General features: G+C 43.7%; 21 protein-coding genes. 15 read left to right on the forward strand and 6 right to left on the reverse strand.

Features of this window, described 5'->3' with window-relative positions; translation table 11 throughout:
* Positions 1-508: 508 nt before the first annotated feature.
* Entirely contained in the window at positions 509-1,198 is a 690-nt protein-coding gene (locus tag A6E01_RS20230; protein WP_065211301.1) for a hypothetical protein, read from the reverse strand.
* A 147-nt stretch (positions 1,199-1,345) separates the two neighbouring features.
* Between A6E01_RS20230 and A6E01_RS20235 the strand changes: the two genes are divergently transcribed.
* The 5 genes from A6E01_RS20235 to A6E01_RS20255 all read left to right on the forward strand — a co-directional run bounded on the left by A6E01_RS20235 (position 1,346) and on the right by A6E01_RS20255 (position 3,948).
* Entirely contained in the window at positions 1,346-1,561 is a 216-nt protein-coding gene (locus A6E01_RS20235; protein WP_065211302.1) for a hypothetical protein, read from the forward strand.
* Positions 1,562-1,571: 10 nt separating this feature from the next.
* Complete coding sequence (locus tag A6E01_RS20240) at positions 1,572-1,766, forward strand: hypothetical protein (RefSeq protein ID WP_156744664.1); 195 nt, start codon at positions 1,572-1,574, stop codon at positions 1,764-1,766.
* Positions 1,767-1,908: 142 nt separating this feature from the next.
* A complete protein-coding gene (locus A6E01_RS20245; RefSeq protein WP_065211304.1) occupies positions 1,909-2,589 on the forward strand; it encodes a hypothetical protein in 681 nt (226 codons plus the stop codon).
* A gap of 114 nt (positions 2,590-2,703) precedes the next feature.
* Entirely contained in the window at positions 2,704-2,901 is a 198-nt protein-coding gene (locus tag A6E01_RS20250) for a hypothetical protein (protein WP_065211305.1), read from the forward strand.
* Positions 2,902-3,063: 162 nt separating this feature from the next.
* Positions 3,064-3,948: a DNA adenine methylase gene (locus A6E01_RS20255; protein ID WP_065211306.1), complete on the forward strand. Its 885-nt coding sequence runs from the start codon at positions 3,064-3,066 to the stop codon at positions 3,946-3,948.
* 30 nt (positions 3,949-3,978) lie between these two features.
* Here A6E01_RS20255 and A6E01_RS20260 read toward each other — a convergent pair whose 3' ends face one another.
* Both A6E01_RS20260 and A6E01_RS20265 read right to left on the reverse strand, forming a co-directional pair.
* The gene (locus A6E01_RS20260; protein ID WP_065211307.1) at positions 3,979-4,422 is read right to left on the reverse strand and encodes an NfeD family protein; all 444 of its coding nucleotides are present in this window, start codon (positions 4,420-4,422) and stop codon (positions 3,979-3,981) included.
* A 1-nt stretch (position 4,423) separates the two neighbouring features.
* Positions 4,424-5,335 carry an SPFH domain-containing protein gene (locus A6E01_RS20265; RefSeq protein WP_065211308.1) on the reverse strand — a complete coding sequence of 304 codons (912 nt, stop codon included), beginning with the start codon at positions 5,333-5,335 and terminating at the stop codon, positions 4,424-4,426.
* A gap of 217 nt (positions 5,336-5,552) precedes the next feature.
* Between A6E01_RS20265 and A6E01_RS20270 the strand changes: the two genes are divergently transcribed.
* Positions 5,553-5,744 (forward strand): hypothetical protein, encoded by a 192-nt coding sequence (locus A6E01_RS20270; protein ID WP_065211309.1) that lies wholly within the window; start codon positions 5,553-5,555, stop codon positions 5,742-5,744.
* 1 nt (position 5,745) lies between these two features.
* Positions 5,746-6,000 carry a hypothetical protein gene (locus A6E01_RS20275; protein WP_065211310.1) on the forward strand — a complete coding sequence of 85 codons (255 nt, stop codon included), beginning with the start codon at positions 5,746-5,748 and terminating at the stop codon, positions 5,998-6,000.
* An 84-nt stretch (positions 6,001-6,084) separates the two neighbouring features.
* Here A6E01_RS20275 and A6E01_RS20280 read toward each other — a convergent pair whose 3' ends face one another.
* Positions 6,085-6,279, reverse strand: coding sequence for a hypothetical protein (locus A6E01_RS20280; RefSeq protein WP_065211311.1), 195 nt, complete (start codon positions 6,277-6,279; stop codon positions 6,085-6,087).
* A 187-nt stretch (positions 6,280-6,466) separates the two neighbouring features.
* Between A6E01_RS20280 and A6E01_RS20285 the strand changes: the two genes are divergently transcribed.
* The 5 genes from A6E01_RS20285 (at position 6,467) to A6E01_RS20310 (ending at position 13,052) form a co-directional block, all read left to right on the forward strand.
* Positions 6,467-8,827, forward strand: coding sequence for a DEAD/DEAH box helicase family protein (locus tag A6E01_RS20285; protein WP_065211312.1), 2,361 nt, complete (start codon positions 6,467-6,469; stop codon positions 8,825-8,827).
* Between the two features lie 130 nt (positions 8,828-8,957).
* Positions 8,958-9,461 (forward strand): ProQ/FINO family protein, encoded by a 504-nt coding sequence (locus tag A6E01_RS20290; protein ID WP_065211313.1) that lies wholly within the window; start codon positions 8,958-8,960, stop codon positions 9,459-9,461.
* 166 nt (positions 9,462-9,627) lie between these two features.
* Positions 9,628-11,544: a DUF6884 domain-containing protein gene (locus tag A6E01_RS20295; RefSeq protein WP_065211314.1), complete on the forward strand. Its 1,917-nt coding sequence runs from the start codon at positions 9,628-9,630 to the stop codon at positions 11,542-11,544.
* Between the two features lie 568 nt (positions 11,545-12,112).
* Positions 12,113-12,460 (forward strand): hypothetical protein, encoded by a 348-nt coding sequence (locus A6E01_RS20305; protein WP_065211316.1) that lies wholly within the window; start codon positions 12,113-12,115, stop codon positions 12,458-12,460.
* Positions 12,461-12,464: 4 nt separating this feature from the next.
* Positions 12,465-13,052 (forward strand): hypothetical protein, encoded by a 588-nt coding sequence (locus tag A6E01_RS20310; RefSeq protein ID WP_133152941.1) that lies wholly within the window; start codon positions 12,465-12,467, stop codon positions 13,050-13,052.
* Positions 13,053-13,079: 27 nt separating this feature from the next.
* Here the strand turns inward: A6E01_RS20310 and A6E01_RS20315 are convergent, their stop codons facing one another.
* Positions 13,080-13,784 carry a hypothetical protein gene (locus A6E01_RS20315; protein ID WP_065211318.1) on the reverse strand — a complete coding sequence of 235 codons (705 nt, stop codon included), beginning with the start codon at positions 13,782-13,784 and terminating at the stop codon, positions 13,080-13,082.
* Positions 13,785-13,985: 201 nt separating this feature from the next.
* On the opposite strand from A6E01_RS20315, the gene A6E01_RS20320 reads away from it, so the two are divergent.
* From A6E01_RS20320 to A6E01_RS20330, 3 genes are all read left to right on the forward strand, one after another.
* Positions 13,986-14,252: a hypothetical protein gene (locus A6E01_RS20320; RefSeq protein ID WP_133152942.1), complete on the forward strand. Its 267-nt coding sequence runs from the start codon at positions 13,986-13,988 to the stop codon at positions 14,250-14,252.
* 179 nt (positions 14,253-14,431) lie between these two features.
* Positions 14,432-15,466, forward strand: coding sequence for a P-loop NTPase family protein (locus A6E01_RS20325; RefSeq protein ID WP_065211320.1), 1,035 nt, complete (start codon positions 14,432-14,434; stop codon positions 15,464-15,466).
* A 10-nt stretch (positions 15,467-15,476) separates the two neighbouring features.
* Positions 15,477-15,917, forward strand: coding sequence for a hypothetical protein (locus tag A6E01_RS20330; RefSeq protein WP_065211321.1), 441 nt, complete (start codon positions 15,477-15,479; stop codon positions 15,915-15,917).
* On the opposite strand, the gene A6E01_RS20335 is transcribed toward A6E01_RS20330, so the two are convergent.
* On the reverse strand, positions 15,903-16,388 hold the full coding sequence (locus tag A6E01_RS20335; protein WP_065211322.1) for a hypothetical protein: 486 nt from the start codon (positions 16,386-16,388) through the stop codon (positions 15,903-15,905). The genes A6E01_RS20330 and A6E01_RS20335 overlap by 15 nt on opposite strands.
* Between the last annotated feature and the right edge of the window lie 458 nt (positions 16,389-16,846).

Below are 16,846 nucleotides of genomic sequence, written 5' to 3' on the forward strand. Positions count from 1 at the left end.
AGACCAAGTTTGTGACGTAAGAATATAACTTCTCAATAGAGAACTGGTCTTATTCTGGCCTCTGCCACTATATCCGTAAGGTTCTACAGTAGGATATTCGTTTATAATTTGGAATTAAAAACATGAATTCTTACCTAGAGTTCATTGTTATATCACAGAGTTATACTGGGTGAAAGATTCAGATTAACCACACAAAACCAGCGTTTTATATCAATCTGCTTTGATTGTACTTCTATATTGATGGGAAGTGATTCGTCGACACTAATATTGCGATGTGACCCACGACTCTCAATCCTATATATATATTCCCTTCACCCCGATTGGTTCTCGATGTAATAAGTGAACTGCTCCTTATTGCGGATGTATTAATGCTACCACTAGACAATAGTCGCTAAAGTCTAGTTATCGCAGCAAAGCGTTTATGGATAAGGGGGGTGGGAAATCGGATAGGAAGAATCGATGGTCCTAGGCTGGAGCAAAAAACAACCTAGGACTTCTGGCTAATGTGTTAGTGGATACATGCCCCGCCAGTATCAACGCTTATGAGCAGGTTGGCTTTATCCAAAAACTCATGGAGTTCAATTCTGTTCGACTCTTTATCAATGCACTTCGTCTTTAAGGCTACCCAATAGATAAAAGATGCTAGGTATGTATCGTCAATATTAACTATCTCCATCGGATCGACATCGATAAGTAATGACAGGAGTTTGTTTCTGACGTCTCTTATGATGCAGTGTAAACAATCACCTTCATTTATGGCTTCTTGGAGGGGGTCCCAGTGGTCAATGTGATCGAGTGGACCTGTTTGTAGGTGAATTTGAGTGCTGAAACCAGGCATCGTTATGATAAGTGACTTAGTGGGTTTAGGTTCGGCGTGGAATAGCTTTTTGTTCGCATGGACAAAATCAGGAAAAGCGTATACTCGACCGTCTGCTAACTTCGCATCTGACTCAAGCAGCCATCCAGCGAGTATAGATAGGTTGACCATGACGTCTCCGGGATCTGGTAGATCTCCTGACTGGATTCGACTATCGAATTCCTCGCTTAGTTTCATTAGCGCGGCTGTAGCATAGGCGGGGCAAGGATGGTCAAGGTCGTTATAAAAAATGTGATATGAGTCTTTGCAACCATCTATGATATTTTTGTTTTCTGTATTGAGGGAGAATTCAACTCCGAATGCCTGGATGATTATTTCCATGAAGTACCTTTGAGAGACTGGTGGTTCATGTAAGTCTAGCGGTATCTGCAATTCGCTGAAACTTTGTTGTTTGCAAATTTTGACGGAGTTGCGTTAAAAAATCATCAACACACTTTGAGTTACTGAGGGCTTTGCATAAGGAAAGCGATGGCCAAATGGTTGGCTTTTGATGTTACCTATAGCGAGGTTTTAGGAATGGCAAAGTGTGCAGAATGTGGTCAAGAGATTGATCTTGAGGATTTAGACCGAAATATTAGTGAGCCGTTACATCTATGGTGCACTGAATGGTGGCGTTTAAGTCAGGGCGAGTGGGTCGCTAAAGACCATGGTGCAGGTAATTTTGCGCCGACTGATGCATTTTAGGAGTGATGATTTGAATAAAATTGATACATATTTGACCCGAGTTGATAAGACTGAGTGCCTCTTATATGAGGAATTGGCGTCACAGTTAAGGGTCATTCTAGAAGCGCAAGATAAGCAAGCGCTGCTTCAGATGATTGGGCAGGTATCAGGTAGAAATCTGAGTTTTGAAAAGGTGCTGGTTCAGGTTCGAAACCAAATGCCTTAATGAATTCATCATCTTAGCTATTAAGCGACATATCCATTGGGTATGTCGCTTTTTTTATACCTCTTTCTTGGTGCAACTGCATCTTTACTTGCTGTGTATTTGTCCTAGTAAGGGCAACAGTAGAGCTAAACGGGAAAGGCTAATGAAAAATGCAGTTGTAATTGGGGTCTGTGCTCTGGTTTCATTGGGTGCTTACGCATCGCCAGACTACCTAAATGTTATTGGTGGAGTGAAGGATAATGTCGGGTTCGTACCAGTATCGCCGGAAGATTTAAATACGGATGGTGGGCAAAATTCGACATCCTCGACTCCACAGGAGGAAGGTGGGCGGTTTGAGATTGAGGTGGACTGGAGTCGGTATTCAAATACATGGTTGCGGGTTAGGTATAATGCGGATGAAAAGCCGTCGTGGGTATCGTACGGCCCTTATTATGGTGTGACTAGTATATGGAATCTCAAAGTCAACAACAGTAATGCAACTGTTACTCCCTATATAAATTCTATGTTGAATTCTGTCAATTCATCGACTCCTAATTCTATCGCTCTTAGATATCGATTCAGCCACAATTGGCCGCAATACTACTCAGGGTGTTCTAGTGAGTATCTGAGTGATGAGTATGAGGTTGTTGTATCAAACATGGTTTGGGATTACCAATATGTCACTGAGGAAGGTCCGACAATGGATGTTATGCCTGCCGGATCTGATTTTTTTATTCGGCCTGTAGGTTCTCTATTTGGCAATGAGGATCATCGCTATTTTACTTATAAGTATGTTATTGAGTGGGATAGCTTCGTTCCATCCGAAGAAGATCCGTGTGGTTGATTAACATTCAAATCCAAGTAGCAGATTGGTCAGTATAATAACGCAACATCAGAGATGTTGATTGCACAACTTCAATAACACTGGTGTTTATATTAGATACTGGGGTTTTGAAAAATGAAATTTGTGAATGGTTTGGTGTTGGCGACGGTGTTGGCATCCACAGGTGTTATGGCTGGTGGTTTAGGTAAAACAGGTCAAGATGATCGACAACATATCCGAAGTGAGCGTGTTACGTTAGACGTAGCTGTAACTGCTGATGGTGAAGCGCATAAAATTGGCGATTGGCATAAGACAAACAATCGTAAGCGTTAAGTAGAATTGGAGATGGGTCGCAGAGTTCTTGCTTTGCGACCCATCTCTGTTTTTTCGAGGCTAATAAGACTAGGTCTAAGAGATTGAAGTTAGTCTAGTTTTTGCGGTCGATTGGCGCCCGTATAATGGTTATATATTACTTGGGTTGTGGATTTTAGTATCGTGAAGATAAGGCCGTTTTTGAAATACGTGGGGGGAAAGAGGTGGCTTGCTGATGCTGTGGCTGATGTCTATCGTCATTTACAGTGTGGTCATCTGATAGAGCCGTTTTGTGGTGCTGGTTCTGTCTTCATGGCTGTTCAGCCAGAGCGCGCAACCCTTAACGATAGTAATGTTCATCTGATAAATCTGTATCGACAAATAGGGTTTGCTGACTTCAACCTCGGGCGAATTAATGCCGAGAATTCTGCTCAAGTGTTTCTGTTCAATAGGGCACGATTTAATGAGTTAATCGATAGTGGGGAGTTCGAGTCCCTTGAATCGGCACAATTACTCTACTATCTGAATCGCCATTGCTTTAATGGGCTAATGCGGTTCAATCAGAAGCGAGGCCATTTCAATGTGCCATATGGGAAGTATAAAAAGCCATTTGTACTTTCTGATTTCTCAGCCTATCAAGACCTGTTTAAAAGGTGTGATTTTATTAGTGGTGATTTTCATCATGTCTTTGAGTCGGTGTCGTCTGACTCGCTACTCTTTGTTGATCCGCCATACTACAAGACGTTCACTACATACTCTGGTGTGCCGTTCACGTTTGAAGATCAGTTGCGGCTTCTTTCTATTCTTGAGTCTGTGTCGGTACCCGTTATCGCGACAAACTCCTTTGAAAAAGACTTGGTTGAAGCGTACCAAGGTGCAGGCTTTATCGTATTCAAAATTATGGTATCGAGAATGATCTCGAGTGATGGTAATCGGGATGATGCAGCGGAGATGATAGCTATAAAAGGTATCAGTCCTACAGTGTTTAGGCGGATACTAAAGGCTAGGGGGTTGTCTTTGAGGCAAGCAAGGCCGGTAAAGGAAGCAAAACTCACGCTCGAGGTGTAAGAGGCGAGTTCTGCTTAAATAATTCAAATGCTACTTTGGTTGAACGGTCACGATGATGCCGTCAACGCTAATAACTTCAACAGCTGTACCGGCTTTAATGTCTTGGTGCGTTACTGCGCCATAGCAGCTGTGCCCTAAAGACAGTCTGAACTTTCCAGCCTTGGTGTCAGACTCAACGGTAGCAACCTTACCAATTAGATTGTCGCTTGGGTTGTTGAGATTGTTACCTGCTTCTTCGTTGGTGCCCGCTTGGTTTAGCCAAACACCAACAGCTGAAAGTACGGATAGGCACCCGAAGATAACCCAATGCGCTTGCCAAGGCAGTCCGCCAACAGCAGTTATCCCCGCGACCAAAAGAGCGGAAATACCAAGCCAGAGTAGGTAGCCAAGTGGGGCGATGCACTCTCCAATTAGCATAATTAAGCCAAAAGCGAACCAAAACCAGAGAGACAGTTCTGATAGATACTCAATCATGTTATTGCCCTGATTTTTGACTAAACATTTCTGCGACGCCCGCAATAGAACCCATTAGGCCTGACGCTTCTAGAGGTAGCATGATCATTTTGCTGTTCTCTGCAGTGCCAATTGACTTCAGTGCTTCTGTGTAGCCTTGCGCGATGAAGTAATTCACAGCTTGCATGTCGCCCGCCGAGATGGCGTCTGAGACCATTTGTGTCGCTTTTGCTTCGGCTTCTGCTTGGCGTTCGCGAGCTTCAGATTGCAAAATGGCCGATTGTTTTTCACCTTCTGCTTTTAAGATCTCAGATTGCTTTTGACCTTCTGCGCGAAGGATTTTAGCTTGTCTTACGCCTTCAGCTTCTAAGATTTCACTACGTTTCTGACGCTCAGCTTTCATCTGTGCGTTCATAGCGTCTGTGAGGTCCTTAGGTGGTTGAACATCCTTGATCTCAACGCGACAAATCTTTACGCCCCACTGATTTGTTGCTTCGTCAATTGTGGCCAGTAATTTGGTGTTGATTGTATCCCTTTGCGAGAGCATCGCATCTAACTCCATAGAGCCAAGTACGGTTCTGATCGAAGTCAGGGTTAGGTTTCGTATTGCCTGCTCTAAATCAGTAATCTCATACGCTGCTTTTGCAGCGTCAAATACCTGCACGAAGCACACAGCGTCTATTGAAACGTTAGCGTTGTCTTTTGAGATAACTTCTTGTGCAGGAATATCTAAAACGCGTTCCATGATGTTGATTTTGTTGCCGATTTGATCAATGAAAGGTGTGATGAAATTGAGCCCAGGTCTTAGTGTGTGGGTGTAACGACCGAAGCGCTCGACGGTCCAGTTGCTCCCTTGTGGAACTGTTTTGATGCAAGAAAGAATGATGCAGATACAGAGAAATACAAATATCGCAATGGCGGTTAGCTGTAGCATGTAGGGTTCCAATAGTTAATTAAATGCCACCTCAAATTACATTGTCTCGCCCTTTGTTAGTGTAAAAACGAGGTGCTTTGCGTGATGTCTCTCAAATGAGTGAGATGCGATTCTATGTTGCTGTAACACAGACTGATAATTTGCCTTGTTTGCTTACTAAAGCCGAAGCCAATAATGGTTGGATATACCGACTTTGGTCGGGTTAGGAGGCGTAATTGTGAATAATGTAAGTGGTGTTGTAATGGGCTCTATTGCGATAGCAATTTCGTTGTTGATATTAGGGGTTGGTGTGGAAATTTTGGGATACCAGAGTTTCTTTATTAGCTATGCAGCTGTTGGGGTCGCTATGGGTGGAATAATTGTCCATATAGCAACATCAGTAGAAATGATCTTGAGTGAGGATAAGTAAGTTGAAGGTTAATATTCAGAGATTAAACGATACATTGGTAGTGGTTCTGGGTTATGCCTTTCTGCTTCTGGCTCTATTGCATGCTGGCGTGGCTATCCATCTTGGTGGCTTAGACGGTGTTGGCATGGCAAATCAGCATTCAGCCTACGCAAAACAAATGGTTGTCTGTGCGTTATTGGTAGCAATGGTGGGGGTTTATCGGGAATGTAGACAGGCCCGATTAAATCAAACTCAGAAGTGCTTGCGTATCGACTAGCAAAAAAGCCCTAATGAAATCATAGTGATTAATTGGGGCTTTCTATTTTCTTTTGAAGGTTGCATGAGGTCTCGATGACATTGATTAGTTCTTGTCGCCGAGGTAGTCGACAGTGATTGCGCATGCCATGCTAATGGGAATCCCAATGATTGCTATCCAACCAAGAATATCTGCAACTCTTTCGTTGTAATTTGTAATGTGAATAAAGTATCCAGTAACCGCACATCCAACCATTAGGCTAATTAAGATGGCGAAAAACGTATCTAGTTTTCTGTTCATTTGGAGCTCCAAGTTTTCTAGGTGAAAGGATTACGTCAGGATTACCATCTGTGAGGTTATGTTGCTCTAGCGTAATGTCGGTACATTGAAATGGAATGAGGTGTCGAAGCAAAAAAGAAGCGAAACATAAAAACACAAAAAGTGTCATTTCTATATCACTGCTGGTTCTCCAGTAGAAATACAGAAAATGGATAGTAATTTTTTACATAATCTCACCCTAGAAAATAATCAAAACCCTGAAGTGATTAAGGGTTGCCTTTCCTCTTTGCCTGTTAATCAGAAAGGGGGTGCATTTGAGCATTTTGTGGCGTTAATCTATCAATCAGCTGGTTATTACGTCGATGTAAATGGTGGGCGTGGTGATGCTGGTGCAGATCTGTTGGTTTACTCTTCTAGAACCTCCGAAACCCCTATTAAGATTGTTCAGGTAAAAAACTTTAATAAGCCACTAACTTACGACCAGGTAAGATGTGAATTGATTAAGTTTGAAGAGCAAGGAAGTGTTCGCTACTCATGTAACCAGTTTGAAATTATTTCAATGAACGGGTACGTGAAGTCTGTAAAAGAAGTCCTTAATCCGTTGTCATTGCAACGTTTCAATATAAGTCTCCTTTCTTGGTCTGATTTGCAGGCTTATGTGAGGGACTATAAGTGTGGAAAGCCAAGTAAGGGTACCTTGGATCTCTTCGGTTATAACCGTCAGACGTATAATCAAGTGTTGGCCCTAAGGGAGGCGCATAACCGAATATGTGTTACTCAGGCAACGGGTACTGGCAAGCGTTTTCTAGTTGCACAGTTGATGAATGACAATCCTGATGCGCGCATTCTATTTCTGTCCCCTAGTACCTATATTAATGCGCAGCAACTGAGGATGCTTCATTCTAGTCATGTCGATGCAAGAACCTATCAGTCCATGCCGAGATGGGCGAGTTCAATCGATGAAGATTACTATGACATTATAATTGTTGATGAGTACCACCGTTTAGGTTCGGATGTCTGGGGAGATGCATTTAGGCGTTTGATGCTGAAGCATCAGTCAGTGTTTCTGTTTGGTGTCACAGCTACACCGGTTCGTCACCTTGATGGCGCCAGAGATATGCGAGCGTTGCTCTTTGATGTTGAAGCAACTGAGCTCTCGCTCAGTGATGCGATTGTACGAGGTGTTCTTCCAGAGCCGACTTATATTACCGGTGTTTATGACTTGGATAGCGTCGTCGAAAAATATACCGACAAAATTAATGGTTTAGTGAAGATGTCGGAGGTAGAGAAGAAGAGGCGGTGCAATGAAGCAGGGTTGTTGGTATCTAAGTGGGAGAGGGAGTCGGGTGTAGCTTCTTTGATAGCGAGCGTTGCGAAAGATGTATCAGGCAAGTACGTAGTGTTTTGCGAGGATATTGAGCATCTTGAATCTTCAGTAGAAATGGTTAGGGGTTGGTTTAGGAGAATATCAAGGGAAAGGCATCAGCACCTCGTGATTGATGATTATTCTATGCATACCGGTTTCTCAACTGCAGTCAATCGAAAACAGTATGCTGAGTTTAGTAAGTCATCTTCCTGCAACCAGGTTAAGTTGTTGTTTTCCGTTGGCATGGTGAATGAGGGTGTTCATATCAGTGGTGTAAGTTCAGTGATATTGCTTAGGAGAACTAGGTCTGCAAACTTGTATTTACAGCAGATAGGGCGGTGTTTAAGTGCTGGAACTGAGGTTAGACCGCTGATATTTGACTTTGTGAGTAACATTGAACAGCTAGGTGCTAGGGTCTTTGAGGATTCTTGTCGTCAGTCGGCTTCTGATTGGATGGCGGAGCGTGCACGATATGGTTTATCAGAGACGATCCCTAAGTTGCCAGATTTCGTAACAGGGAATATTGGTTTGAGTGCGTTATTGGAGTCATTGTCTCACTTGTCTGATGGTGCTTATGGCTGGTTGGATTTGGCTCGAAGGTACGTTGCGGAGCATGGTAACAAAAATCTTCGTAGAGACACGAGGTACAAAGGTTTTAGTTTGGGAGCTTGGTTGCAGCGGGTTCGGGGTGGTGAGTCTGTTCCTGATGATGTTCTTTCTGAATTAAGGGGATTGGGTTTAAGGGTAGTAGTAAAGGCCCAGTCACCTTTTCGAGAAGAAGCTCTTAGTGCTATAGAGTCTTATTGCGCAGAGAACGGGACCACTTTGATTGCTCCGGGTACGATGTACAACGACTTTCCATTGTGGGAGTCTGTCAAAACGATCCGCAATTATTGGCTGAGAGGTTTAAGGATTCCGCCAAAAGCCCTGGAGCGACTGGATGCCATTAACTTTGCATTTGATCCAAAGCAGAGGAAGTGGGATGAAATGTACGCATCTCTTGTGAGGTGTGAAGCTGAAGAGCCTAGGTTGACGACTACGTCTAAGACTAGGTATGAGGGACAAGCTATTGGTCGATGGTTGAACTATCAGCATGATCGCTACACATCTAAATCACTCGGCGCTACTTTAGTGGCTAGACTCGAAAAGCTACATGCATGGCGTGCGTTAGTTAGAGCTAGAAAGTTATCCACAGGCAAGTAAAGTAACCTGTATGGATGTTGTGGATTAAATAGTCAGTCCAAATACAAATCACTTCTATGAATCAGTCTTGGATCTCGCGTCATACCTCAATCATTAGATAATATTAGGTATGTAGACCAAGGCTGAAAACATGAAAAAGGCAAACATAAAATTTAGACGAAACAAAGTGCGCCCTGCACGAGAACTCAGAGATTTAGCGTATGAAATTATCCCTGCGCTAGAAGAACGATTGCCGCTTTATAATGGGGTTGGTGATGACATTAAGACTAAATTAGTCTCAAAAGGGTTCTCACAACGTGAGGCAGGCGTTTTTATTGAGCGTCATTTTAATTCTACTCATTACCTAACAAACTTGTTTGAGTTTGACGTGCGATACGACTTAGATGGTGTCGAACACTCACCTATTACTACTGATCAAAGATATTACGTGGCGCAAGTCCATCACGATCGGCTGGTGCGTCTAAAACAAGAGCACTCGGGCGTCTTGCCCTACATGCCAGATGAGGTTCTGTTGAGTTACATTGAGGATACTATTGCTGAGCGAGAGCAGCGACGAAAAGAAAAGAAGCGTCGTGAGCGTAAAGCGTATAGAGAGCGAAAGGCTGCAAAAATCGCGTCTGAAAAAGCAGAATAAGTCCTACAGGCAACAATGGAGCGTCGATGTACACAAAGTGTATGTCGGCGTTTTTATTTACGTCCATAGATGAAAATCCAGGGCGAGTCTTGAGCGTACTCCCCCCAGAAGATGGTGTATTTCGCACCGTTTTAACTGCCCGTTAAAGGGATTATGGAGAGAAATAATGTTTGAGCAAATGTGGTTTGAAGAGTTGGAGTCAGCTTGTGAGGTGTCGATAAAGCCGTACCGAAAGCCAGCGGTATCAGAGCGACCAGTGCTAATAATTGGGTGTTCTGATAGTAAGTGTGAGGGATTTAAGAAGGCATATGACTTGTATATGGGTGATATGTATAAGTTCCTTAAGGCCTCGTATCCGGATGTAACTGAACGTTTTAACGTCTTTATACTAAGCGCGAAATATGGCTTGGTTCATGCGGACGAAGGTATATTTAGTTACAACCTGAAAATGTCTGATGTTGATCAGAGTAAGTTCGTTGCGCAAGCGAGGGAGCATGCTCAAAAGCGACTGAAGGATGTAGTGAAGGATCAGGAAGTGTATGTGCTTATGAGTGCGCTTTATCGTGATACATTCAAGTTGCTTCTCAATGATGCCGAAGGACAGAAGATTAAATGTCTGATGTCCGGTCTCTATATGAGTCACGGTCACCGCGGGAATGGGGTTCTTAAGTCTCGATTTCGTCGAATCTATGATTCAGCCGGAAAAAAGTTGGAGTGCTCTTACTATCGCTCGGGTGTCGCAAGCAATCAAAATGAGTTGCTGGGATATCTTGGTGGTGGCCAAAGTATCTGTACGAGTTTGTATCACATGGACGGTAATCGAGAGATTATCAAAAGTTTGGTGCACGCGGCCTGCAAAGTCCGGGTTCTCGTAGATAATGGTTTCGCGTCAATGATGAAGAATGGCGAGTCGATTGATACTGATAAGATGATGCAGCAGTACCGAGATCTACTTGGTACGATAGTTGAATGTTATTATGAGCTGGCTCGTGATGGTAATTCATCTACTCAGTCAACTCAAGATCGGTTGCTTCGTGGTGATGATGAATCTGATTCTGGTGTCTACGTTGTGGGTCAAGGTTATATGACGACCCCAATGGCTGATGTTTACGATGGTATTGCATTAACTGATGTGATTAGAAATTTCAGTTTTGTTATTCCGGACTCGACGAATCCTACCGAAGCTGTGTCGTTAGTGCGAAAATACTCTAGCATGGTGAAGGATATGGGTGCTATGGGTGTGCAGTGGATACTACCGGTTCATCGAAAAGCTGATCCAACTGATGATATTCAGCAAAGGCTAAAGGTCTGTATGGATTCGTTGCAGGGTCTTGATCTTCGTATCGGCTTACCTACTAGAGACAACTTTAACGTTGACCTTAGTGAGGCTGAGATAGAGTCAATACTGTCTTTGACGGGTGATGATAAGTTACCTGTTGTGACTAAGGTTCACCTGCTGGGCCAGGGCGATACGTGTCCAAAGGCATCATCGAAGGCTCGTTCCTTGTTGGTTAAGATGTATGGCGTTGATGTAACTATGGATGCGATGAGGACTCGTCCGGTTTTTTCCTCGGAGAAGGTGAAATCTGAAATGAGTTGGATAGGTTGGGAGCGAAAGCTTCGAATCGTCGCTGATGAAGTCGCTGAATTGAAGCGAGGAGAAGCCGATTGTCCTTCACTTTACGAGTATTGGAATGATTTGTTTCAGGATGCTCCGCAAGAGTTCGTGCGTCAGTGGAATCTTGGTGTGGAACGTCTGTGTAGTAAACGCAAGACTGGAGCGTACCATTTGATGGTTGATGAGTCTGAGGTCATGGAGCATCATGATTTGGGGTTGTCTATCTATGATGAGTGTTCTTGGCTTGAAGTGGATATGCTATACGTTGATGTTTATGCCGCGGTTAATGTTGACGACCTGTTTAGTGGCTTGGCAAAAGGGGTGGTAGGTTCTCGCTTGAGAATGGCTGTCCTGGAGTATTTTTTTTCACTCAAGGGTGGAAAGCTCGTTAAGTCATCTGATGGCGGTGATGAAAGTTTCGCTGCATGGTCTGAGATACGCAAAGCACAATTAGCTTACTACTAAGCATTGAAGCCCGCATATTTATGTGGGCTTTACTTTTTTCAGCTTCGCCAATCGACAAATAATTCCCCGTTCTCAATGAATGCTGAGCGATCTGTAGGGGTAAAGCGCTCTTGTTGCGGCGCCCAATCTACATACTCGTGGTCTAATGTATGTGAATCATCAAAAGCGGTTCGAGTTGGCTCCCAAATATTGATTACTTGCACGGTGCGTTTGGGGGTATTGAGTGTATTTGCGTGTTCCGCATCGAATGGCAATTGGGTGGATTTGCATCCGGCAATATATATGGGGCTGAAAATTATCACGAAAATACCACTGCGAAAATACGACATACTGCAATTTACTACCTGAACAAACAATCACCACACCAACAAGCTTTTAATCACAAAAGCCAGTTAAATAGGGCGCTCACTATACAGAGTGGTCTACAAGAATTGAACAATCGAATGGATTACCAAATGCCCGACGGCAAAATTTGCGAGACGTCTCCATAAAATTTGAAGTGCATTAGTAATCTCTTATGTGTTGTTACACACTGTCTTGGTTTTAAGTAACCGAAGGAATGAGGTAGATGGTTTACTCGAAGGATCAGTTTCACCTAGTTAACGGTTTAGGCCGTGAAATATCAGGTACTCGAATGGAGTTATCTAGGTTGACTGGTGGTTCGTATTCTGGTGTTTGTGCGCTGTTAACAGGCAGAGTTAAATCTATGAAAGGATGGGTTGTGAAAGGGGTCGTAGAGCGTAGATATTCTACACCGCGTAGCAAGTTAATCCGCTTAAGGCACGAGTCGGGTCGGATTGTTACTGGTACACGCTCTGAGTTGATAGAGGTTATAGGTTGTAGTCAGTCGGCTTTGTCGGCTTTGCTCAATGGTAATAACAAGTCTGCGTATGGTTATACCTTGGTAGGATGCTAGTTTTGTGTTGATAGAGATTTTGGTTTCATCCCTTAGGTTCGCGTTGCGCCGTCAAAGGTTGGGGTTTTTGCAGTGTATTGGTGGTGCGCTTCTTGGTCGACTAGCTTTTGGTGGGGCGCCATCAGGTGCTCTTTACTCTGCGGTGAACCCTTGGGAGCGAAGGCCGCTTCGTTGGGTTGGTGATGCTGAATTGGTTAGCCCACTAATTATCTTAGTTGATGACTTAGACTGTCTGGTTCCGCTTTGTCATGAGTTGGAGAGGGCTTATCCTGGTAGCGGCCACCTATGCGTGTTTCCAGAGGTTGGGTTGCATGGTTATGAACCATTACGCCGCTTTTGGAAAAGTTGTGGTGTTGACGCTGTTAACTTTAACGACAAGTTTTCACTGCACAGACTGTTAGATGAAGGTGGGATCATTGTTGTTCCGACTGTCGATTCTCATGTGGATGTTATTGGTCGGTTAGCTCATGAGTTCTCTCAGAAAGATTTTGTATGCTCTGCACTAAATTCGCACTTCTATCTAAGTGTTTACAATTGCGAGGTTCAAGAAGACTCAATCTCGTTGCGCCCAGCGTTAGTTAAAGGCCATTGATGCGTCGAACATCAATGGCATGATTGTTTATCGGCTAAACGTTAAAGTGCTGAACTTTCGATTCTGTTTGCTGTGGATGTAACTAGGATCATCGCCATATTCGATTGCTTTACAATTTAAGTGCGCCGCAATGATTTCGTTATCAACGATGCCTTTGTATGAGCAAGTCATACTTTTAGGGTTGAAGTAGATCATTTGCCCAAGTTCGTATTCACTAAACTTAATGGCTTCTTTTTCAAGCACGGTCTCCCCGTAGAGCTCTCCAACGTAACCTATGATGGTTGTGTTCTCGTCAAGATCACTAGGGTCAAATACTTCCAACTTTGCATCATCAGCTTTTAGTAACGTGTAATCTCGTTCAAACTCAGCTAGGTGGTACGATAAGGTTCCTTGAATCGGAAGAGAGCCCTGACCAATATAGTCAAACAAAGGGTTATCACCCACCTCTCCGCACATGATTACCTCTGCTGTGAAATTCCTGACGGGGATCTGAAATGACTCCGTTCGATTTTTCATATAAGTGAAGTGCTCTGTTGTTACGGCCGACTCGATGTTTCCAGTAATAACTTCCGTATGTTTAATGCAGAAAGGAAGATTGTCAGCTTGCACGTACCGTGTAAGTGGTGTGTGTACGTCGCTGATGTTGGTGGCGCTTACGTGTGTTGTGTTCTCCACCGATACACAACCGGCTAAACCAAACGCAAGTCCAGTAATCGCTATTCTCTTTATCATTTTTTACTATCCAATTTATTATTGAGTTCTCTGAATAGTTGCAGCCGTGTCGAGCGTGACTTTAAGTTGGTTTTTATTCTTGTGGCTAATGACGTTGATGTTTTTCGTTGATCAATCAAAAGATTAGTTTCGCAACATGCTGGTGGTATCAGTAGGTCTTGCATAGCTAGGTGACATTAAAGAAGAAGGGTGTCACAGCTTATGATTTCTAATAAAGACATTCATGATTACTGCCTGGAGCGTGATCTAAGTGTGCTTACTGCTGATGGTTTTGAGGGGGCGATACTAGGGATCTCCGATTGCATTGCGCATGGTTACGATCCGCGTGTGGTTTATTCAATTGAGCGTTGTATCGATATATTGGTTAAGGATGGTATGAGTCATGAGGAGGCCATCGAATACTTCTATTACAACTGCAACTCAGCATTTGTAGAAGGTGCCCCAGTGTTTATTCATACGGAGTTCTGAGTTCTAGCTCCGGCATTTCATTTAGTTTTTCAGCGAGTTTGGCAATTAAGGTTGTCTTACTCGCTGTTTTTGTTCGTGAAAAAATAATTTCAAAAAAACCCGAATTACCCCTCCAAATACGCTTTTGCGAATGAACCTGTCTGATAGCTTGTAAATAGGAAACAGACAGGAGTAGCGATATGCAAAGTGCCACATTAAAGAAAAACACTCACCAGCAAGAGGCTGCATTGGCTTCCTTGAGAAAGAAATATGGTTCTAGTCTGGTGGTTAAAACGTCTTCTGATTATGAAGTGATTCCAACAGGTTTTCCGAGTTTAGATCATGAGTTACTCGGTGGATGGGTCAAAGGTAAGTTTCACGAGCTTTTTGGTCCTCCGCAATCAGGTAAAACGGTGCTGGCTTATAGTTCGATCTCTCATGCTCAAAAATCAGGTTTGATTTGTGTCTATATCGATGCGGATGGAAAGTATTCCCCAGAGGTCGCCGCGGCAAATGGTGTTGATATTGATTCACTGGAGGTTTTTGCCCCGTCCACTGCAGAAGAGGCCTTTAACATCACTCTTCATGCCGTTCAGTCAGGTGTTGGCTTTGTCGTTATAGACAGTGTTGCTTCCTTGGTACCGAAAAAGATTTATGCCGATGCTTCCATCGGTGCATTCGGAGATTTGGATCTTGACCAGAATGACATGGAGCTTGCGCGAGTGTCTTCGTTGGCTTTGCGATTCATTCGTCCCTTACTGCAGGCTAAGGAGGCTACTGTTCTTCTTTGTAATCAGTCTCGTAGTCGAGTGGTTGATGTATTTGGTGGTGCTCAAAACAAAGATGGTGGCGCCTCTGTGATAGATAGAATCATGACCACCGCAACGCCAGGTGGTGAGTACATCAAATCAGTGTCGTCGTCTCGTGTTGAGTTGAAGTTAGCTTCATCACCTCAGGTCAAGCATATTTCGGCCCAAAGTCATGTGTCTGTAGTTCAGTCGCAACTTACTCGCCCAGGGGCGGTCGATTCGGTGCTTTTGCCTATGCGGTTATCGCGTTTATTGGTTGAGGTGGATGTATTGACGTTGGCTGTACGAACTGGGGTGGTCGAGGTTGATAAGGGTTCGTATCGATTCGCAGATAAAGTGTTGGGTGGTAATTACAACGCTGCGCTAAAAACACTAACCGTTAATGCGTCGGTTCTTGAGCAGATGCTTTGTGAAGTAAAAAAGTAGGAGTGGACTTATGAGTAATGAAATGAAAGATCGTCATGCGCTGGTTCAGTACCTTGTGCAAATGGATAATCCCCACGTCCAATCTCACCGTTTGCTAGGTGAGCTCGATGGAGTTTCGGTAACGATGGTGTACTTGAAAGCAGGTACCAAAGTTGCTGTTAAAGCTAAAGCTGTTGGCCGAAATATGGTGATTAACTATGGCACTAACTTTGATGCGGAGGTGCTAGCGGGATTGATTCGCCATGCAGTGTCTCGTGCAAAGCGAGCGTCCATGACTCCTGCGCCAGACGGTGCATTAGTCTCTGAAGCATTAGTGTTCTTTCGCCGCCAGGCTCACAAGAACATTTCTGCAGAGGTGGCAATTAAGCGAGCTCGCGAGGTTGGTGTGCCTCATGTTGAAAGTTGGACACCTGAACGCGTCCAATTAGCTTTCAGTTTAGTTGGTGCTTAGGTGACTGGCGTCTAAATAAGCACGCAAAAATACGGGCTCTAAGTAAATTGAAGATCCGTGTAGGTATGCGTTATTCATGCTTATTTCTGAGTAGAGCTTCTCGCTCAATGCTTTTACGCTGGCGCGTTCTTTGAGGTATGCAATAGATCTAGGTGTCACTTCAATGTCACCCATGTTGCCTGAGAATGTTAGTAGTACCGCTGCGGCTGTTGATTCCGCAGAGAATTGAGGTTTTAGATTTGTTTTGCCAATAGATAGAGCAATGATGTTCTCGGATTCGTCGCTTGCGAGTAATAGTCCGTAAAGCGTTAAGTCGTTGCTTATAGGTGTGAGTTCAACAATAGATGTTGCTGATAGAGCAATGCCTTCGGGTAGTTTTTGAAAGACAGTGGTTGGTTTTAGTTGATAGCTGATGATTAAGATGGCAAATGCCGAAATAAACAAAATGTACGTTTTATAAGCCTTCTTCATACCGTAGCCCCTTTGGTTGCTGGTGGTGTTTGTTCTACCTCATGTAAGTAGTGGGAAGGGTTTGTATGGGCTCTCATTGGGCATAAAAAGAGCATAACTGCATAGCTCAGTGGTGAGATCATTCATATCAAGAAGTGAATCACAAATAGAGTGACCCTCTTATGGGGGGATACGAAAGTATCGATAAAGGACTTATACATTCTAGAGAAGCGCTATCTGGGTTTGTGGTGGTATCACTCACAGTTGTTGCGGCAGGTAATCTGTTGCTTCATTCGATCCTTTTTCTGCACCACGTGCAGCTACAGACTTTATGATTTCAGTGAGTTTGACTGTGCTTCGGCACAGTCGGGCTCAAGTTTCTTCGTATGATTCAAAGATAATGGCCCCTTGGGTCATTGCGCACTCTTAGGCGTGTTTTTAAGAGCTAATGCAGTAGTGCATTTGAAGGATATAACGGA

It is taken from the genome of Vibrio breoganii, from assembly GCF_001677275.1.
GTDB lineage: Bacteria > Pseudomonadota > Gammaproteobacteria > Enterobacterales > Vibrionaceae > Vibrio > Vibrio breoganii.